General features: G+C 67.2%; 15 protein-coding genes. 5 read left to right on the forward strand and 10 right to left on the reverse strand.

Features of this window, described 5'->3' with window-relative positions; genetic code table 11:
- Positions 1-79 precede the first annotated feature (79 nt).
- From cydB to BLQ73_RS17025, 3 genes are all read right to left on the reverse strand, one after another.
- On the reverse strand, positions 80-1,000 hold the full coding sequence (cydB, locus tag BLQ73_RS17015) for a cytochrome d ubiquinol oxidase subunit II (RefSeq protein WP_093171436.1): 921 nt from the start codon (positions 998-1,000) through the stop codon (positions 80-82).
- A 39-nt stretch (positions 1,001-1,039) separates the two neighbouring features.
- Positions 1,040-2,434: a cytochrome ubiquinol oxidase subunit I gene (locus BLQ73_RS17020; RefSeq protein WP_093171437.1), complete on the reverse strand. Its 1,395-nt coding sequence runs from the start codon at positions 2,432-2,434 to the stop codon at positions 1,040-1,042.
- A 656-nt stretch (positions 2,435-3,090) separates the two neighbouring features.
- Positions 3,091-4,095 (reverse strand): zinc-binding dehydrogenase, encoded by a 1,005-nt coding sequence (locus tag BLQ73_RS17025; RefSeq protein ID WP_093171438.1) that lies wholly within the window; start codon positions 4,093-4,095, stop codon positions 3,091-3,093.
- A gap of 218 nt (positions 4,096-4,313) precedes the next feature.
- Between BLQ73_RS17025 and BLQ73_RS17030 the strand changes: the two genes are divergently transcribed.
- On the forward strand, positions 4,314-5,399 hold the full coding sequence (locus BLQ73_RS17030) for a LamG-like jellyroll fold domain-containing protein (RefSeq protein ID WP_176955503.1): 1,086 nt from the start codon (positions 4,314-4,316) through the stop codon (positions 5,397-5,399).
- A gap of 9 nt (positions 5,400-5,408) precedes the next feature.
- Positions 5,409-6,887: a hypothetical protein gene (locus BLQ73_RS17035; protein WP_093171440.1), complete on the forward strand. Its 1,479-nt coding sequence runs from the start codon at positions 5,409-5,411 to the stop codon at positions 6,885-6,887.
- 22 nt (positions 6,888-6,909) lie between these two features.
- Here BLQ73_RS17035 and BLQ73_RS17040 read toward each other — a convergent pair whose 3' ends face one another.
- Positions 6,910-8,280, reverse strand: a complete 1,371-nt coding sequence (locus BLQ73_RS17040) for a methyltransferase domain-containing protein (protein WP_093171441.1) — start codon at positions 8,278-8,280, stop codon at positions 6,910-6,912.
- Positions 8,281-8,295: 15 nt separating this feature from the next.
- Positions 8,296-8,727, reverse strand: a complete 432-nt coding sequence (locus BLQ73_RS17045) for a hypothetical protein (RefSeq protein ID WP_218125892.1) — start codon at positions 8,725-8,727, stop codon at positions 8,296-8,298.
- Between the two features lie 33 nt (positions 8,728-8,760).
- Between BLQ73_RS17045 and BLQ73_RS17050 the strand changes: the two genes are divergently transcribed.
- Positions 8,761-9,498 (forward strand): cysteine desulfurase family protein, encoded by a 738-nt coding sequence (locus tag BLQ73_RS17050; RefSeq protein ID WP_218125893.1) that lies wholly within the window; start codon positions 8,761-8,763, stop codon positions 9,496-9,498.
- A gap of 536 nt (positions 9,499-10,034) precedes the next feature.
- Here BLQ73_RS17050 and BLQ73_RS17060 read toward each other — a convergent pair.
- Positions 10,035-10,445, reverse strand: coding sequence for a VOC family protein (locus BLQ73_RS17060; protein WP_093171442.1), 411 nt, complete (start codon positions 10,443-10,445; stop codon positions 10,035-10,037).
- A 4-nt stretch (positions 10,446-10,449) separates the two neighbouring features.
- A complete protein-coding gene (locus BLQ73_RS17065) occupies positions 10,450-10,878 on the reverse strand; it encodes a helix-turn-helix domain-containing protein (RefSeq protein WP_176955504.1) in 429 nt (142 codons plus the stop codon).
- A 211-nt stretch (positions 10,879-11,089) separates the two neighbouring features.
- Here BLQ73_RS17065 and BLQ73_RS17070 point away from each other — a divergent pair, with 211 nt between their 5' ends.
- On the forward strand, positions 11,090-12,613 hold the full coding sequence (locus tag BLQ73_RS17070) for an alpha/beta hydrolase (RefSeq protein WP_218125894.1): 1,524 nt from the start codon (positions 11,090-11,092) through the stop codon (positions 12,611-12,613).
- Positions 12,614-12,721: 108 nt separating this feature from the next.
- Here the strand turns inward: BLQ73_RS17070 and BLQ73_RS17075 are convergent, their stop codons facing one another.
- The 3 genes from BLQ73_RS17075 to BLQ73_RS31410 all read right to left on the reverse strand — a co-directional run bounded on the left by BLQ73_RS17075 (position 12,722) and on the right by BLQ73_RS31410 (position 15,986).
- The gene (locus BLQ73_RS17075) at positions 12,722-13,582 is read right to left on the reverse strand and encodes a universal stress protein (RefSeq protein ID WP_093171443.1); all 861 of its coding nucleotides are present in this window, start codon (positions 13,580-13,582) and stop codon (positions 12,722-12,724) included.
- 458 nt (positions 13,583-14,040) lie between these two features.
- Entirely contained in the window at positions 14,041-14,595 is a 555-nt protein-coding gene (locus BLQ73_RS17080; RefSeq protein WP_093171444.1) for a flavoprotein, read from the reverse strand.
- On the reverse strand, positions 14,592-15,986 hold the full coding sequence (locus BLQ73_RS31410; protein WP_143020303.1) for an XRE family transcriptional regulator: 1,395 nt from the start codon (positions 15,984-15,986) through the stop codon (positions 14,592-14,594). The genes BLQ73_RS17080 and BLQ73_RS31410 overlap by 4 nt, the downstream gene beginning before the upstream one ends.
- Positions 15,987-16,287: 301 nt before the next feature.
- Between BLQ73_RS31410 and BLQ73_RS17085 the strand changes: the two genes are divergently transcribed.
- Positions 16,288-16,488: hypothetical protein (locus BLQ73_RS17085; RefSeq protein ID WP_176955505.1), on the forward strand; the 201-nt coding region annotated here is incomplete at its 3' end.

Below are 16,488 nucleotides of genomic sequence, written 5' to 3' on the forward strand. Positions count from 1 at the left end.
GCCGCAGCCCGAAGGCCGGTTCCCGGGCGATGGGAACCGGCCTTCGGGGTGGTGCCGGAATGGTCCTTGAAAATCCTGGTCACACCGGGACCGGGTCGCGAGTGAGCCGCTTGCGGAACACCCAGTACGTCCACGCCTGGTAGCCCAGCACGAACGGCAGCGCCGCGACCGCCACCCACGTCATCACCGTCAGCGAGTACGGCCCCGAGGCCGCCTCGGCCACCGTCAACCCCGGCATCGGCTCCGGCCACATCGACAGGAACACCATCGCGGTCGTCGCCACGATGGCCGTCGCCGTCGCCGTGAACGCCCAGCCCTCCCGACCGCGCCAGATCGCCGCCGCGGCCCCCGCGAGCGCGACCACGACCGCCGCGGCGAGCACCCACCGCAGCGCGCTGTCCCCCGCGACCGCCGCGACACCCACCGCCGCCACCGGTACGGCGACCGCCGACAAGGCCAGTGCCGTACGCCGCGCCCGCACCCGCACCTCGCCCTCCGTCTTCAGCGACACGAACACAGCGCCGTGCAGGACGCACACCACCAGCGAGAACACCCCGCCGAGCAGCGCCGCGTACGCGCTGTCGAACAGCAGGTCGGCGAAGATCCCGCCCCAGAGGAACGCCGCCATCAGGCTGCCCGCCAGGATGCCCGCGTCGCACCGGGCCCGGCCGCGCGGCGTCGTCACCTTGCCGCGCCACTCCAGCCCCACGCCCCGGATGATGAGGCCGACGAGCATCAACGTCATCGCGAGGTAGAACTCGCTGAGCATGCCCGCGTACCACGCGGGGAACGCGGCGAACATGCCGCCGACCGCGGTGATCAACCACACCTCGTTGCCGTCCCACACCGGGCCGATCGTCGTGATGACCTGGCGGCGCTCGCTCTCGTCGCGGGCCAGCAGTGGCGCCAGCACCCCGACCCCGAAGTCGAACCCCTCCAGCACGAAGTATCCGGTCCACAGGATGGCGATGAGGATGAACCAGAGTGTGATGAGGTCCATGTTCCGTGTCCTCTGAGTCCTCTAGTCGTTCTAGTGCTTTCAGTACATGAAGGTCGGCTGGAGCCGCGCCCCGCCGGCCTCGTCCCGGCCGTCGTGGTCAGCGCCGTCCCCGCCGAGCTCGTCGGGCCCCTTGCGGATGTAGCGGGCCAGCAGGACGCCCTCGGCCACCGCGAGCACGCCGTACAGCAGCGTGAAGATCGTCAGCGAGATCGCCACCTCGGCGAACGTCACCCCCGGCGACACGCTCGCCGCCGTGAGCAGCTCGCCGTACACCACCCACGGCTGGCGGCCCATCTCGGCCAGCAGCCACCCCGCGATCACCGAGAGGATGGGCAGCGGCAGCGCGTAGAAGCAGGCCCGCGCGAACCAGCCGGGCACCCGCCGCCGCTTGCGCGTCGCCCACAGGCCGAGGAGTGACAGTCCCACCGTGGCCAGGCCGAAGCCGATCATCACCCGGAACGACCAGTAGATGACCGGCAGGTTCGGCCGGTAGTCGCCTGGGCCGAACTGCTGCTCGAACCTCTTCTGGAGGTCCTCCACCCCCGCCACCGTCGCGTTCGCGTCGTTGGTGGCCAGGAAGCTCAGCATTCCCGGGATCTCGACACCCGGCACCGGCGAGAACCCCGCTCCCCGCGTGTCACGCTCCAAGCCCTCGGCCGCCGCCAGCTTCATCGGCTGCTGCTCGTGCAGCAGCTTGGCCGACACGTCGCCGCTGACCGCCACGATCACGCCCGCGATCGCCGTCATCACCAGCGCCCCGCGCATGCTCGACCGCCACATCGCGGCGTCCGCGCTCCCCGGGTCCTTGCGCCGCTCCCGCATCAGCCGATAGCCGATCACCGCCAGGATGAACCCGCCCGCCACCACGAACGACCCGCTCACCACATGCGGCACCTGCGCCAGCGCCGTCGAGTTCGTCAGCACCGCCCACAGGTCGTTCATCCTGGCCTTGCCGTCCTCGACGACATAGCCGACCGGGTGCTTCATCCAGGAGTTCGCGGCGAGGATGAAGTACGCGGAAAGGTTGGACCCGATGGCCGCCGCCCAGATGGTCGCCAGATGCACGCGCTTGGGCAGCTTGTCCCAGCCGAAAATCCACAGCCCGAGGAACGTCGACTCCAGGAAGAACGCCAGCAGTGCCTCCATCGCCAGCGGCGCACCGAACACGTCCCCGACAAAGATGGAATACTCACTCCAGTTCATCCCGAACTGGAACTCCTGCACGATGCCCGTCACGACGCCCATGGCAAAGTTGATCAGGAACAGCTTCCCGAAGAACTTCGTCAGGCGCAGGTACTGCTCCTTGCCCGTGCGGTGCCACGCGGTCTGCAAAGCGGCCACGAAGACACCGAGGCCGATCGTCAAGGGCACGAACAGGAAGTGATACACGGTGGTGATGCCGAACTGCCACCGTGCGAGATCAAGTACGTCCATCTTCCCCTCGCCGGGACTCCAGCTCTACGGCTTGTAGTGCTACATAAAGTAGTACTACAGCCTGTAGAGCAATCGCGCGGGTACGGTCCAAGATCCCCTGCGATCTTCGTCACACGGGTGCCCCGCTCGTGTAGGCATTGACGTATGCCGATGGAACCCGTCGATCTCCACCTCGACGCAGAAGACCGTGCTCTGATCAGAGAAGCCGCCCTACGGCGGGGCATCTCCGAGGCCGACCTCATCCGTGAGGGCATCCGCCTGGCCGTCATGGCGAACCGTGTCTGGGATGCCCCCTGGAATGGCCCACATTCGACAGGATCGATGAGCTGGCACGTGAACCCGGTCAGGACAGGGAACACGGCCTCCCCCGGCGGTGCGATTAGGGCCGGAGTTCCACGACGTCGGCGACGGCGCAGCGACAGCACCAGCGGGGCCCGTTCCAACTGCTCGGGCGCGTAGAACCTGTAGCCGGTCACGGGGTCGACCCGGGCCGGCGTCAGCAGGCCGAGCTCGTCGTAAGAGCCGCAGCGCCTTCGGCGACAGCCGAGACGCCTTCGCGAACTCCCCGATCGTCAACAGACCCATGCCGCCCTCCTCACACCGGGCTTTTGCCCGGTGTCCCCACCGTGCGTCTTCCCCCAGGGGCAAGGTCAATCTCAGGGTTTGAGGATGATCCGGATGGGGTCTCCCTGCTTGGTGTCGAGCATGTGGACCGCCTTGGCGGCGTCGGCCAGGGGCATGATCGCGCTGACGGAGCGGGAGAAGTCCACCCGGTGGGCGCGGACCAGTTTCACGAGCTGGGTGACGTGTTCGGGCTGCGAGCCGTAGTGCCCGAGCAGCTTCTGCGCGAAGAAGCTGAACATCGTGTCGTCGGCGATGCTGATCGGTGTGCCCGACAGCCCGGCGAGGACGAGGCGCCCGCCGTACCCGAGGCAGGTGACGGCCTGCTCGCGTACGGCGGGTGCCCCGGCGAAGTCGAACGCCGCGTCGAGCCCGCCGCCCGCGGCGGCGCGGATCTTCTTCCGCAGGTCCGGTTCGGCCGGGTCGAGAGCGAGGTCGGCTCCGAAGTCGAGGGCGCGCTGCCGGGCCGCGGGGAGCGGGTCGACGGCGATGATGGGGGCGGCGCCGATCAGGCGGAGCAGTTGGACGCCGTGTGCGCCGAGGCCGCCGACTCCCCAGACGCCGACGGATTCGGCGGGCCGCACTTGGGCGGTCGCGGTGATGGCGGCCCAGGGGGTGGAGATGGCGTCGGGGATGAAGCACGCCTGTTCGAACGGCAGGTCGTCGGGGACGGGGACGAGTGTGTCGACCCTAGCCAGGGCGTACTCCGCCCAACCGCCGTCATAGTCGACGCCCCGGGTGTAGACATCGCCGCCGCGCACTTCGCCGCTCTGGAGCAGCACCCGGTCGCCGACCTGTCGGCCGGTGACTCCGGGGCCGAGCGCGTGGACGGTGCCGGCGACCTCGTGGCCGAGCGTGACCGCGCTCCCGCCGAGCCTGAACGGTTGCAGCGTTCCATCAATGAGGTGCACGTCGGATAAGCAGACCCCCGCCGCCTCGACCTTGACGAGCACGTGCCCCGGTCCGGGTTCGGGAACGGGCACCTCGTCGATCTGGAACCTCGGACCGTCCGCCTCCAGATATAGCCTTCCAGCCAGCACGTCATCATCTCCTCTGCGACGCGGAACCCTACGCGTTCGCGCAGGTCGGTGTGGTCGTCAGCCACGTTATCGCCGCCGCCTCCCACGCCGGGAACACCAATACCGACGCTGCGAGACGCAGCGGCGCGGAATGCCGTACGCCGGATTGGTCCCAAAGCGGCCAGGGAACATCCCAATATGGCCGCCGGACAGCCTCTGCGCCACAACGGGAGCCCACCGTGTTGAAACTGATTCTCGACCAGGATTACCTTGAGCCGACTCCGGCGGTCGACCGCACGCCCTACGTCAATCACGGCCTCGTCACCGGGGCCGCGTTCGAACCGAACGGGCGGCAACCAGGCAGCGGCGCGCTCCGGTTCACCCCTGACTCCTCCTCGGTACGCATCGCTCCTCGCCAGTGTTGGCGGGACCTGCGGGCGCTCGCCATCGAGACATGGCTCTGGGTCGAACCCACAGGGACCCGCCGCAACATCATCGAGGGCGACGGCAGCTTTGCCTTGTTCGTCGACACCGACGACGCCCTGACCGGAAGCGTGTTCGGCTTGCACGGCGGCTCGGCGGACCCGAAGTGGGTCACGGTGTCGTCTACCTCAGACAGCCCCGACGGCGTAGCGCGCCCGCTGCCGATGCGGCAATGGTGCAAGGTCGTGTTCTACCACGATGGGATCGCACGGGCCCGGCTGTTCGTCGACGACCAGCTCGTGGCGGCGCGCGGCGGCTACGAGTCCGGAGTGGGCCCGGTGGGCGGTGCGGGCGTGGTCATCGGCAATTGGACACTGGCCGACCAATTCGGTTTCGATGGGCTCATCGACCATGTGCGGGTCTTCAAGCACGACGAGAACTGGCCGCTCCGTGCCTTTCTCAGTCGTTCCATCAGCTTGGAGGCATACGACCAGTGGGACCGCTTCTGGGAATGTCTGCGGTGCGCCACCGACCCCGTCGCGGCCCGGAACCTCGTCCAGATCGGGCGCGCTTGGGAGAAGCTGCTGCGCCGGTTCTTCGCTGCTGTGCACGGCAGCGGTCAGGCCCAAGAAGAGCTGGAACGGCTCCTTGGCGACTACAAGCGCAACTGGGCCGCCGACACCCTGACCGACGCCAGCATGATCGACACGATCGTCGCGCTGCGCCGGCTGCTTGAGGACCTACTTGGACCGACCTGGTTGGAGGACGCCTCAGCGCTCGCCCACCAACTGCGCGAAGTTCTCGGTGAGACGCACGGGTGCCTCGATCCGGCCCGGCTGGCGGACGCCGACCCCTCATGGGCCGGTTTCATTGCAGCGGCATCGGATGCCCTGCAGACTTAGGAGGCTTGGATGCCGCTGTCGCCGTCGGCCAAGGCCGACCTCGTCGCACGGTTCACGCCGCTGCTGTACCTGTCCCCGCAAGAGCCTGACTATCCTGTGTCGCCCAGTGACTACGTGGAGCGGGCCGCGCTATGGAACTCTTACCCGCCTCACCACGACAAGGCGACGTGGGGACGACTCTCGGGTGGTGAACGGCGCCCCTTGATCGAACGCGGCGGGATCAGCCTTGACCCCGCTGAGGATGTGCACGGCGCATCCGATCCGGACGGCGACGGCGTCGCCGAGAGCTACCTCGGCCAGCGTAACGACCTCGGATACCCGTTCCTCTCCCCTCCAGAGGGTGAGACATGGCTGGACTTTGCCGCCTGGCAGGACAGCGTGCGGGTCGGCCCAGATACCGGCAACCGCCGCACCCACGATCGCCCCCGGCCCACACTGCGCCAGCCGTGGTTCACCGCTGACGTGTGGGAGGTCGACGACTATCTGGCAGGGCTGGGGTCGAACGGCACCGCACGGTTCGGCCTCAGACCACGCGAGGTGCCCAAGCTGCTCGGCGGAATCGTGGTTGTGGCATTCCACTTCCTCTTCCCCTGGCACCGCCAACCCCGGCGGCGCACCGCGCTCGGCCCGCAAGACGACCCCTACACCGGCGACTACGAAGGCGACTGGACCACGTTTGCCGTGATTGCGCGGCGGACAGACGAAGGACCTGAACTTCCTGCCGACAAGGTCGCGCCGCTGCACGGCGCGTTTGGGCAGCGGTGGCGTGGCACAACGCCGGACTTCGAGGATCACGCGACCGCGCGAATGCAGCTTGTGCCGTGGAGCGAACTGCTGACCGTCAACGACCATCCGGTGGTGGTGGCCGCCTCCGGAACGCACAACCTCTATCCGCACAATCCACCGCTTACCGCCGCAGGCGACGTCGATCCTCAGGGCATGGACTTCGGCGCGTCCGTAGCCGAGCCCGTCCACAAGCTTGCCAAGGACTTGGCCGACGATCCCTGGTCACGTGTGTTCATGACCAAGGTAGTGGCGGGGGCATCGGTCGGCGGCGGGCTCGGCGGGCTGGTCGGCGCCGCCGTCGGCGCGGTGGTCGGCGTTCTCGCCTCGGCGCTTGAAGCCGCAGAGGCGGAGAAACAGGGATGGATGGAGCAGCCGAAACTCACCCCCGATCCACCGCCTGATCAGGACAACCCGCTAGTCGATGACTGGGAGGAACTGGAGCAGCGCAACGTCGTCGCTCCAGCCGGGATCAACGCGCCACCGCTCATCGACACCGCCCGGTCGGAGCTGAGGCACTGGACCAGCGCTCCCAAGGAGAGCCTCGTCGACGGCTCGATCCTGTTTACTGCAGATGGCGAGCGGCCGACGTTCGCGGGGCGGTGGGGCGTGCGCTGTGTCGACGACCCTTTCCTGCTCCGCAGCGGCATAGCCTATCCCGACCAGCGCGCGGCGGTCGTCGACGCTCTGCTGGTCCTCGGTTGATGAGGGGCCTGACGGCCATCGGTTACCCTTGCCCGGTTTCGTGGACAGACGGATCTTCATGCCCTCCGTGCGGTATGACCACGAGGTCGGCGAACCGTCGGCTCGCCAGGCCTCCTCGTCCTTGGCGGTCGCGGGGCGGGAGCCGAGCTTGCGGTGGCCGGTCCACGCCTGGTCGTCTTGTGTGGACCACCGCACGCTCACACTGCGGTCCGTGAGCCGGTAGGTGGGCCATCCAGCCGCCCTCCGCGGCGGCCTTGGTGATTTCCTCGGGTGAGCGGGTGACGACCACGACATGGCCGCCGGGGCGGGCGAAGGACGCCGCGTCCTTGAGGGCTTGGATCCTCTGCCACGGGTCGGGCAGCACGTTGAGGACGAACATCGAGGTGACGAGGTCGAAGCCGGTCCGCTGGGAGCGGGGCCAGCCGAAGTCGTCGTGCGGGTCGAAGCCTTCGGCGTCCAGGCCCGCCGAGCGGTAGTGGGCGACGTCGGTGCCGCGGCCGCAGCCGTGGTCCAGGACGCTTGTGACCCCGAGGGGGCCGGTCAGGTGCTCGGTCACGGCCCGGGAGGCCGGAGAAGGGGCCTGGCGGCTCATCGCGGTCTTATGGGGCTGATACCTCCTCCTGGCCTGGGCAACGGAGCTCTGGCCGGTGAGGTCGCTCAGTGCGAAGAGCACGTTGTCCGGCTCGGCCCTATGGAGGGTGACGGGCAGGTCGATCAGCAGTGCGGAGTGGTCGGTGAACGCCCTCGGGCCGGTCCGCACCGTCACGTCCGGGGTGATGGTGGTCGTCGCTGTCAGGTGGTCGCTGAGCAGGGCGAGGTCGCAGCGGAAGCGGCTGAGCTTGCCGGAGAAGACACGCTCGAAGGTGAAGGCGGGTGCCGTCTCGACGGTGGTGTCGACCAGACCCGCCCCGTGCATCAGCTGCTGCAACGTCTGCCGTTCGGCGTCGGTGGTGAAGGTGCTGGTCTCCTCACCGAACAGGCCGTCCTCGGGGCGGGGGGCGAGGTTGAAGTCCCCGCAGATCAACAGCGGGCGGCCGTCCTCGGCGGCGGCCATCGCTGCCAGTTCGGCCAGCTGGGCCGCCCGGGAGGCGCCAGCATAGGCGTCGAGATGCAGCTGCAGGACGACCATCCATTCCAGCTCGATCCGCTGGACCCACGTCTTCGGCGAGGACACGGCGGGCGGGGCGAGGTCTTCGCTGGTCCAGGCGGCCAGGCGTCCGTCGCCGCCAGCGAAGGTGAAGCCGCTGAGCAGGGGCGGCGTCCGGTCAGCGGGCTTGAACGGCTCCCGCGCGAGCACGGCCTTGATGCCGTGCTCGCGCAGCCAGGCGGCGAGGTTCGAGCGGGCGCCTGCGGCGCCGAGACGCTTGTTGAGGTTGACCGAGGCCAGCAGCACGAGGGGTCCTTAAGGTCACAGGGGCAGGGGCCTGCCGGAGGCGGCTTCGTCACGGAAGGCGTCCCACAGGATGTTCAGCGGGTGGGAGGCGTCATAGGTCTCGCGTTCGCCCTTGCGGGCGAAGACACCGGAGATCAGCTGGAGCATGGGGTTCAAGTCGTTGGCGAAGTCGATGAGGCGGAAGTCTTCGCTGGTGGGTAAACGCCCGTCGACGGCCGCCTCGCCGATGGAGCGGGCACACAGCATGCATCCATAGGTCATGCGGGACCGCAGCAGGGCGAGCCCGTAATAGATGTCGTCGATCTCGGCGGCGATCTGCAGCTGCGAGCGGAAGTCCGGGCCGTACCATCGCTCGACGAAGTCGGTGATCACCCCGCGGGAGGGGATGACCAGCGGCAGGGTCCGCAGCCGGTTGACGCCGACGGTCCTGGCTGCGAGCTCGCGCACCGGCAGGTTCGTCAGCAGGGCCAGGCCCTCGCGATGCCATTCGAGGAACTCGTAATCAGGAGCGACCCGCTCGGCGGCGGCCTCGGCCGCAAGTCCTCCGCACAGCAGGAGATCACCGCCCCGCGCGGCATCGTCCTGCACACCGACGCCGCCCAGAGCACCGGCTACGGCCTGCTGGACGTCGTCGACCTCGGCGTCGACCTCGCCTCCATGTCCGCGCACAAACTTCACGGGCCCAAAGGCATCGGCTCCCTCTACATCCGCGGCGGCCTCCGCATCACCGCCCAGCAGACCGGCGGCGGACAAGAACGCGGACTACGGGCCGGTACTCCCAACGTTCCCGAGATCGTCGGCTTCGGTGCCGCCGCCCACCTCATCACGTCCGACGCAGTCCCGCCCCCACCCCGCATCCGGGCCCTGCGTGACCGGCTCCAAGACCGCCTCCTGACGGCGATCCCCGGTGCCAGCGTCAACGGTCACCGACACCGGCGACTGCCCGGGAACCTCAGTCTCACTCTTCCCGGCGTCGAAGCCACCGACCTTCTCGACCGCCTCCCCGGCATCGCCGCCTCCACCGGCTCGGCCTGCAACGCCGGAAGTGGCGAGCCCTCCCACGTCCTCACCGCGATCGGCCTCACCCGCGAGCAGGCCCGCGCAACCCTCCGGCTGAGTCTCGGCCGCACCACCACCGCCATCGAGATCGACCAGGCCGCCAACCTCATCATCCGAACCGCACACACCCTGGCACCGTCGCCCGCCAACGCAGCCTGATGCTTCGGGCCTCGCTGTCGGCCCGGCCGGGGGCCGCGGCGGCGGACCGACCGTATGCCCCCCCCAAAAAAAACAGGATGATCAGAGCGTTCAAGGAAAGTCCCTCCGGGCCAGCTCAGCGCTGCTCTCCGGTCCTCCGCACGTATGTGGCTTATGCCGTACGACCGGCGTCGGCGCGCTGGAGGAAAGCCCAGCCGCTCGCCGGAAACCCTGCGCAAGATCCCCGGATGACTGCCGTCCCCCGGCTTCGGCACGATCGCCTGCCTCGGTGAGGCACTCAACGTGCCGGTTCAGGAGTTGGCGGCCACCTGGCGCGGCAACGACCTACGGCTGGAAGCCGCCTCATAACCGCTGCTGCGCCCGCCCACGGAGTCCCAAGAGGACACGGGCCGGTCCCTCATCGAGCGCCTGTGCCCGTTGATCCGGCCACTGCCGGTCGAGCCGGCATCGTGACCCGCGTTGAGTCCCGTGCGGCACGGCAACGGCCCCCGCCGCCACGGAGGTGGGGGCGAGGGCCGTTTGAGCGTGGTGGTGCGTTAGCCCTTGAGCTGCGTGATGCGGATGTTGTTGCCGAAGGGGTCGCGGAGGGCGCAGTCGATGCCGTAGGGGCGCTCGGTGGGCTCTTCGGAGAACTCGACGCCCCGCTCGACCAGGGTCTTGTAGGTCTGGTGGCAGTCGTCGGTGGTGAGGATGAACCAGCCGCCGCCGGCGCCCTTGGTGATGAGTTCGCGGACCTGGTCGGCGGTCGCGGGGTCGTGGGCGGGAAGGCCGGGCTTCTCCAGGAGGAGCTCGCGGCCGGTGTCGCCGGGCACCTTGACGGTGAGCCAGCGCATAGGGCCGAAGTCCTGGTCGGTGCCGACCTCGAAGCCGAGCTTGTTCACATAGAAGTCGAGTGCCTCGTCCTGGTCGAGGACGAAAAGCTGTGATTGCGTGATCCGGTTGAACATGGTTTCAGGCTAGTTTGCCCTGGTCGCGCGGCGCTTCTCCAAAACTGCTCGGCCTCGCCCAGGACATGGTGAAGCAGGTGGGCAGGGCGGGGCCATCGGCTGCTTCGCGGTAGTCGCTGGGGGACTGGCCGACGATCGAGCGGAAGGTGCGGCTGAAGGTGCCGAGACTGGTGAAGCCGACGGCGAGGCAGATGTCGGTGATGCTGCGATCCGTTTCGCGGAGGAGGTGCATCGCGCGTTCGACGCGGCGGCGTTGGAGGTAGCGGTGGGGGGTCTCGCCGAACGTCGCCCGGAAGGTGCGGATGAAGTGGGCCTCGGACATGTGGGCGATGCGGGCCAGGGCGGGGATGTCGAGGGGGTGCGCGTAGGAACGGTCCATCGCGTCCCGGGTGCGGAGCATCAGGCGGTTGGTCTGCTCTACGGCGCGGCTCACCGTCTCATCTGACCATAGGCCGTGGTGAAGCGCACATCAGCCTCGTTATCCACCTGATTTGCCCTGCATTACCAGGGTGTAGTGGATCTCGTGGTGATATGCGTCGGTCTGGGGGTGGAACCGATCTTCCGTCCTGAGAGGGATGACACGCGCACCCGCCCTCGCAAAGATCACGAAACATGACGACTGGACGCAGCTAATGCGAAGGCGCATGGGATTCATCCTCGTCGCCTTCACCGCTCTCATCGCCTCTCTCCTCCAGGCGCCGGCCGCTACGGCGAGCGCCCAGCGAACCATCACCTGGGAACCCTGCCCCGAGGACGCCACCGTCGACTGCGGAAAGCTCACCCTGCCGATCGACTGGTCGAACCCCCAAGGGCCCACGTTCGAGTTCGCCGTGGCGCGGCGCAAGGCCACGAATCCGGCGGCCAGGATCGGGTCGCTGGTGTACCAACCGGGTGGTCCGGGCGGTTCCGGGGTGCAGGACGTGCTGGCGAACTACCTGCCCTTCACCCCGGAGTTGGCATCCAGGTTCGACATCGTCGGCATCGACCCGCGAGGTGTGGGCCGCAGCCAACCCGTCCTGTGCTCCATGGACCTGCTTCTCCAGGCTCCCCAGACGGTGCTGAAGAACCAGGCCGACTTCGACGCCGTGGTCGCCTTCAACACCAAGCGCAGGGAGGACTGCCGCACCCGCACGGGCCCGATGTTCGACCACGTCGACACGCTGAACGTGGCGCACGACCTGGAGGCCCTCCGCGAAGCGCTGGGCGACGACAAGCTCACGTATTACGGGATCTCGTACGGCACGCTGATCGGCCAGATCTACGCCGAGCGCTACCCGGGCCGGGTACGCGCGCTGGGACTCGACGCGAACATGGACCACAGCATCGGCACCCGGGCGTTCCTCGACCAGGAGAGCTGGGCGCTTGAGGACTCCTTCACCGAGTTCGTGGCGTGGTGCGGTCGGACCCCGTCGTGCGCCCTGCACGGCCGCGACGTGAAGGCCGTGTGGGCCGACCTGTACGGCAGAGCCGAGCGCGGCGAGCTGCACGCCCCCGGCGACCCCACGCTCCCGATCACCCCGCTGGTGCTGTCCTACGAGGTGATGATCGCGGGGTACGTGCCGTCGTGGGCGCAGTTGGCCTCGGTGCTCGCGATGCTCGCGGACGGCACGGGGAACGCGCCGATGAAGGCGAAGCCGTTCACGACCACGTCAGAGGCCGTGCCGTACCCGTTGGAGATCTTCTGCCAGGACTGGCAGCTGCCCATCCGGAACTACCGCGAGTACGCCCGGCATGTGAAGAGGTCCAAGGCGATCGCGCCGAACACGCGGTTCAGCCCGCTGGCCTTCGAGACCGTCACCAGCTGTCTCGGCCATCCGTCGCCGATCGACAACCCGCAGCGCCGACTGCGCGTCGACGGCACGCCCACGCTGCTGCTCGGCAGTTCGCTGCACGACCCGGCGACGCCGTACCCGTGGTCGGTGAGCACGGCGCGGCAGATCGGCCGGGAGGCCAGGCTGCTGACCTACGAGGGGTGGGGTCACGGGGCCTATCCGAGGAGCGCGTGCGCGGCCGAGGTGTTCGACCGCTACCTGACGGACCTCGTGGTGCCTCCGCGGGGGAGCAGGTGCCCTGCCGTACCGCCCGCCGAGGTGAGCACGCGCAGCGCGGTGCCCGCGCCGCTGAACGGTCCGCTGCCCGGTCTGCCCGGGTGGACTCTGGGATCCTGAGACCGACATGACCGATATGACCGCGCGGGCCGTGCCCACCACGGCCCGCGCGGTCACATCGGCCCGGAGCACCCCAGCTCGCCCCGGGCCGACTCGGATCGGCTCGGATCAGCTCGGGGCCGGCACCACGGCGACGGGGCAGTGGGCGTGGTGCAGAACGCCGCGGCTGATGGAGCCGAGGATCGCCGCGCCGAAGCCGCCGAGGCCGCGGGAGCCGACGACGACGAGGTCGGCGTGCTTGGACGCCTCGCTCAGGGCGGAGACCGGGTGGTCGGAGACGCTGGCCTTGGTGGTGTGGACGTCGGGATATTTGTCGATCCACGGGGAGAGCGCCTCCACGATGGCGTCCTCGCTCCTCTTGAAGAGGTCGTCCATGGGAATCGCGTATCCCGCGGCATAGGACGACATGAGGGGAAGCTGCCAGGCGTAGAGGATCTCCAGTGTGGTGTCGCGGCGGCGGGCCTCCTCGAACGCGTAGTCGAGGGCGGCCTGGGCGTGCGGCGACCCGTCGAAGCCGACGACGATCTTGCCCTGAGAGGTCTCGGGGACCTCCCGTACGACGACGACGGGGCAGGCGGCGTGGCCCGCCAGGCCGATGCTGACCGAGCCGGCGAGCAGCCCGGTGAAGCCGCCGAGGCCGCGGGACCCGACGACGACCTGGATGGCGCTCTCGGACTCCTTGAGCAGGTTCTCCGTGACCCGGCCCCGGGGCATCCGGGTGGTCACCTCGATCCCGGGCGCCTGCACGCGGGCGAGTTCGACGGCCGCCTGGAGCACACCTTCGCAGTACCCCGCCGGACCTTCGGTGGACAGCGGCACCGGCTGATAGGGCACATCGTAGATCCAGGATTCGCACACGTGGACGACGGTGAGGCCGCACCCGCGCCTGGCGGCGTCCTCGGCCGCCCACTTCACCGCGGTGGCCGAGGAATCCGACCCGTCCGTGCCTACTGCGATATATCCGGTCATCTAGGGCACCTCTCTTCCGTGCTCACCCCACTCTTTCCCCCGTACGGCACCCGCCCCCAGGGGCGCGTGTCCCACACCCACAGGGACTTTCGACCTTTTCCCAATAGAGCCTCAATGGAGCCCCAATAACCTCCCAGGTGGTCCACTAGCGCGAGGGAAGACACCGGGTCAAGAGCCCCCTCGCCGCGACGCGAAGCGTCGCAATTAAGCACGAGGGGGCGCCGGTGTCTGGACAAACAAACCTTCGTAGAGGTGCTCATGCCAAGAGAGCGCTGACCTGGGCTTACGCGACCCCCGCCCGCTTTGATGCAGAATTGCGATCTCTCTACAGGCATATGGGGGGCTGCGTCACTCTGCGGCTTCCAATGTGCGATGCGGCAGCGGGGACCTTGTCGCTTGAAGCACTGGGCATGGGGACTGGGCAGGCTTCTTGAGCGGTGAGCGCAGGCACGGTGCCTCTATACGCGCTTTTCCATCCGGTGGTGCTGAATCTTACGGAGGGCCAATTCCCACGGATAGTTGTCAATCGTGTCGCCCCCGGTTCCGGGTGCGTGCGGCTCTAGCTGACCGGGGCCGAGAAGAACCGTAATGCCTTCAGCGCGAAGGCTTTCAACGCTTCGCTGGAAAGGGGCACGTGAGGCATAGGCGTAGTTTACGAACGGCAGGATGACAATAGGGATGCCAAGTCCTGGAGCTTCTGCCAGTAGAGCGAGGGCATAGGTGTCGGCGATGCCCTGAGCGAATTTATTGATGGTGTTATAGGAGGCTGATGCAACGATAATTGCGTCAGCCTTGGGGGAACGACGTTCACTCGGTTCGCGGTAACTACTGCGGACCGGTCGGCCGGTTTGCTGCTCCAACGCGGGGACGTCGATGAAGCTTATGGCCGACGGTGTGGCAATGATCTGGACGTGCCATCCCTCGTTCTGGGCGAGGTGGGCCAATCGGCCCACCTCGCTTGCCGCTCCTGTGGCACACACAATGATGTAGAGCATGCTGCCGGTCTCTGTCATGTAATGACTCCAAGGAATGCGGCGAATTCTCGGGCATCCCGGCGGACGCTGCTCGGTGCCGTGGTCACGATGTCCTGGATAAGACGAAGAGCCGCAGGACGCTTGGTGACCTCTTCAGAAGCGATCTGTTGAATGGCCCGCAGCACATGTAGCGCCTTATCTTGCCTACCGCACATGAGGAATGCCCGAGAGGTATCCAGCATAAGGGCGGCTTTGCGCTCGTTGACTGGGAGTTTGTCCAGGTCGATACGGCGAGCATAGTCAATTGCGCTTCCGGCATCGCCTAGTTTCACAGCGATGTTCACGCGATGGCATAGAACATTGGAGGGTCCGAAGGCGGTCCACTGATGATTGCCGTCGTAGCCGAGCTGCTGAGCGGCCTGGTCAGCCTCGTCGATAAGCTCGGCGACAACGTGTCGGTTCCCGGTATGCGCTGCGGCGACGGCTCCGCTTAGCAACAATGACCCGTAGATGGATAGTTCGTCGGCTGTCGGTGACTTCAGATCGGCATTCATTCGTGCAGCCGTGGCGCTTGCCGTTGTGGCGGCCACGCGATGGTGTGCGTCACGCATGAGAGTACGGACCACAATTCGGGAGCTCGACCCAATTACCAGAGGGCTCTCAGTGGCATGAGCGGCTTGGACACTGCGGTCTGCCGCAACCCATGCAAGTCCTTTATCTTCCTGTTTGAGCAGGATGGAGGCTGTGACATGGTGCGACTCGGCGGATAGGGCGAGTGCTCGTAGTTTCGCATCGCCGCCCAACACTGTGCAGGCGGAGCGGATCGCGCGAAGCAGGTTAGGCAGCTTGGCGGTCACCTCGGCGTATCGACACGCCTGGTAGTTCTGTTTGGCCTGGGCTACCAATCCGGCGACGATATCCAAGCTAACGGGAGGGACTGGAGGGGCGGAGTATTCGACCAGGGCGACGGCGAGATTATCAATATCTCGACCAGCATCTTGCGTTTTTTCGGGCTCGTTAAGTACGGCACCGAACAGTGCAGCTCCAGCTAGCCCAACAAACTCACGGCGCTGCACTTCGTCGTCGTTTTCCCCTATTTTATCAAAGTCCATGATGGTAGTCGAAGGTCTGGAAGCGTCGGGTTCACTCTGGACGGGTTGACGAATTAAGTTTGATCCGATCGCATCGGACGTGCTCAGAGTCGGGTTGCTGGTGGTATGGTGCGGTGAGGATGGAAATAGGACAGCTTCTTCTATGCCGAAGACCCGACAATAGAGAATGCGGTAAGGGTCTCTGGGTAGATGCTCCCCAGCCTCCCACGAACAAATGCGACGCTTGATCGACTCCTTCGAGGGGAGTTGTCTTCGTAGCTCCTCCCCTGCCGCTTCTATGAGCTTCTGCGCCAACTGCTTCATCGACCAGTCACGCATGCGCCGCTCACTATGCAACCTGATGGCCCAGTCCGGCTTAGCAGTGCTTGGCAGATTACTCATCATGCGCTCCTACCTGCTGACTGTCATCGACTGTCACCTAGTGTCCGCTAGAAGCACCTCGGCACGCACCTGATCGGCTCAACAGACTTGAGTTCGACAACGTGCCAAACGTTTGCCGGAAAAGCGGACCCGCCAAGGCGTTAGGCGACGCCCGGCGGGTCCTCGATCGCAGTTGGAGGTGCGATCTGGGATGAATCTTACGGCTCTGAGACCCCACAGAGGGGCGAATGCGGGTGAGGTGTTGCGGCCGTACGCCGAGGCGCTGAGGTCTCAGCACGCGGTGGTGCGTGAAGAGGGGCATCGGCTGCTGGTGCGGTCGGCCTGCGGGGTCGCCGCGACGGTCGGTGTGGTCGAGACCCCGATCTGGGACGGGCGGAAGTTGCACTTCCTCGTCCGCCAGATGGACCCGGTGGCCAAGGAGTGGCTCTTCCCCGTGGGC

The organism is Sinosporangium album, from assembly GCF_900100605.1.
GTDB lineage: Bacteria > Actinomycetota > Actinomycetes > Streptosporangiales > Streptosporangiaceae > Sinosporangium > Sinosporangium album.

Bases quoted from the DNA above. Each gene is read 5' to 3' on its own strand.
- cydB (WP_093171436.1), bottom strand. From the start codon at position 1,000: ATGGACCTCATCACACTCTGGTTCATCCTCATCGCCATCCTGTGGACC.
- BLQ73_RS17020 (WP_093171437.1), bottom strand. From the start codon at position 2,434: ATGGACGTACTTGATCTCGCACGGTGGCAGTTCGGCATCACCACCGTG.
- BLQ73_RS17035 (WP_093171440.1), top strand. From the start codon at position 5,409: ATGCCGCTGTCGCCGTCGGCCAAGGCCGACCTCGTCGCACGGTTCACG.
- BLQ73_RS17050 (WP_218125893.1), top strand. From the start codon at position 8,761: ATGCCATTCGAGGAACTCGTAATCAGGAGCGACCCGCTCGGCGGCGGC.
- BLQ73_RS17060 (WP_093171442.1), bottom strand. From the start codon at position 10,445: ATGTTCAACCGGATCACGCAATCACAGCTTTTCGTCCTCGACCAGGAC.
- BLQ73_RS17070 (WP_218125894.1), top strand. From the start codon at position 11,090: ATGGGATTCATCCTCGTCGCCTTCACCGCTCTCATCGCCTCTCTCCTC.
- BLQ73_RS17075 (WP_093171443.1), bottom strand. From the start codon at position 13,582: ATGACCGGATATATCGCAGTAGGCACGGACGGGTCGGATTCCTCGGCC.
- BLQ73_RS17080 (WP_093171444.1), bottom strand. From the start codon at position 14,595: ATGACAGAGACCGGCAGCATGCTCTACATCATTGTGTGTGCCACAGGA.
- BLQ73_RS31410 (WP_143020303.1), bottom strand. From the start codon at position 15,986: ATGCGTGACTGGTCGATGAAGCAGTTGGCGCAGAAGCTCATAGAAGCG.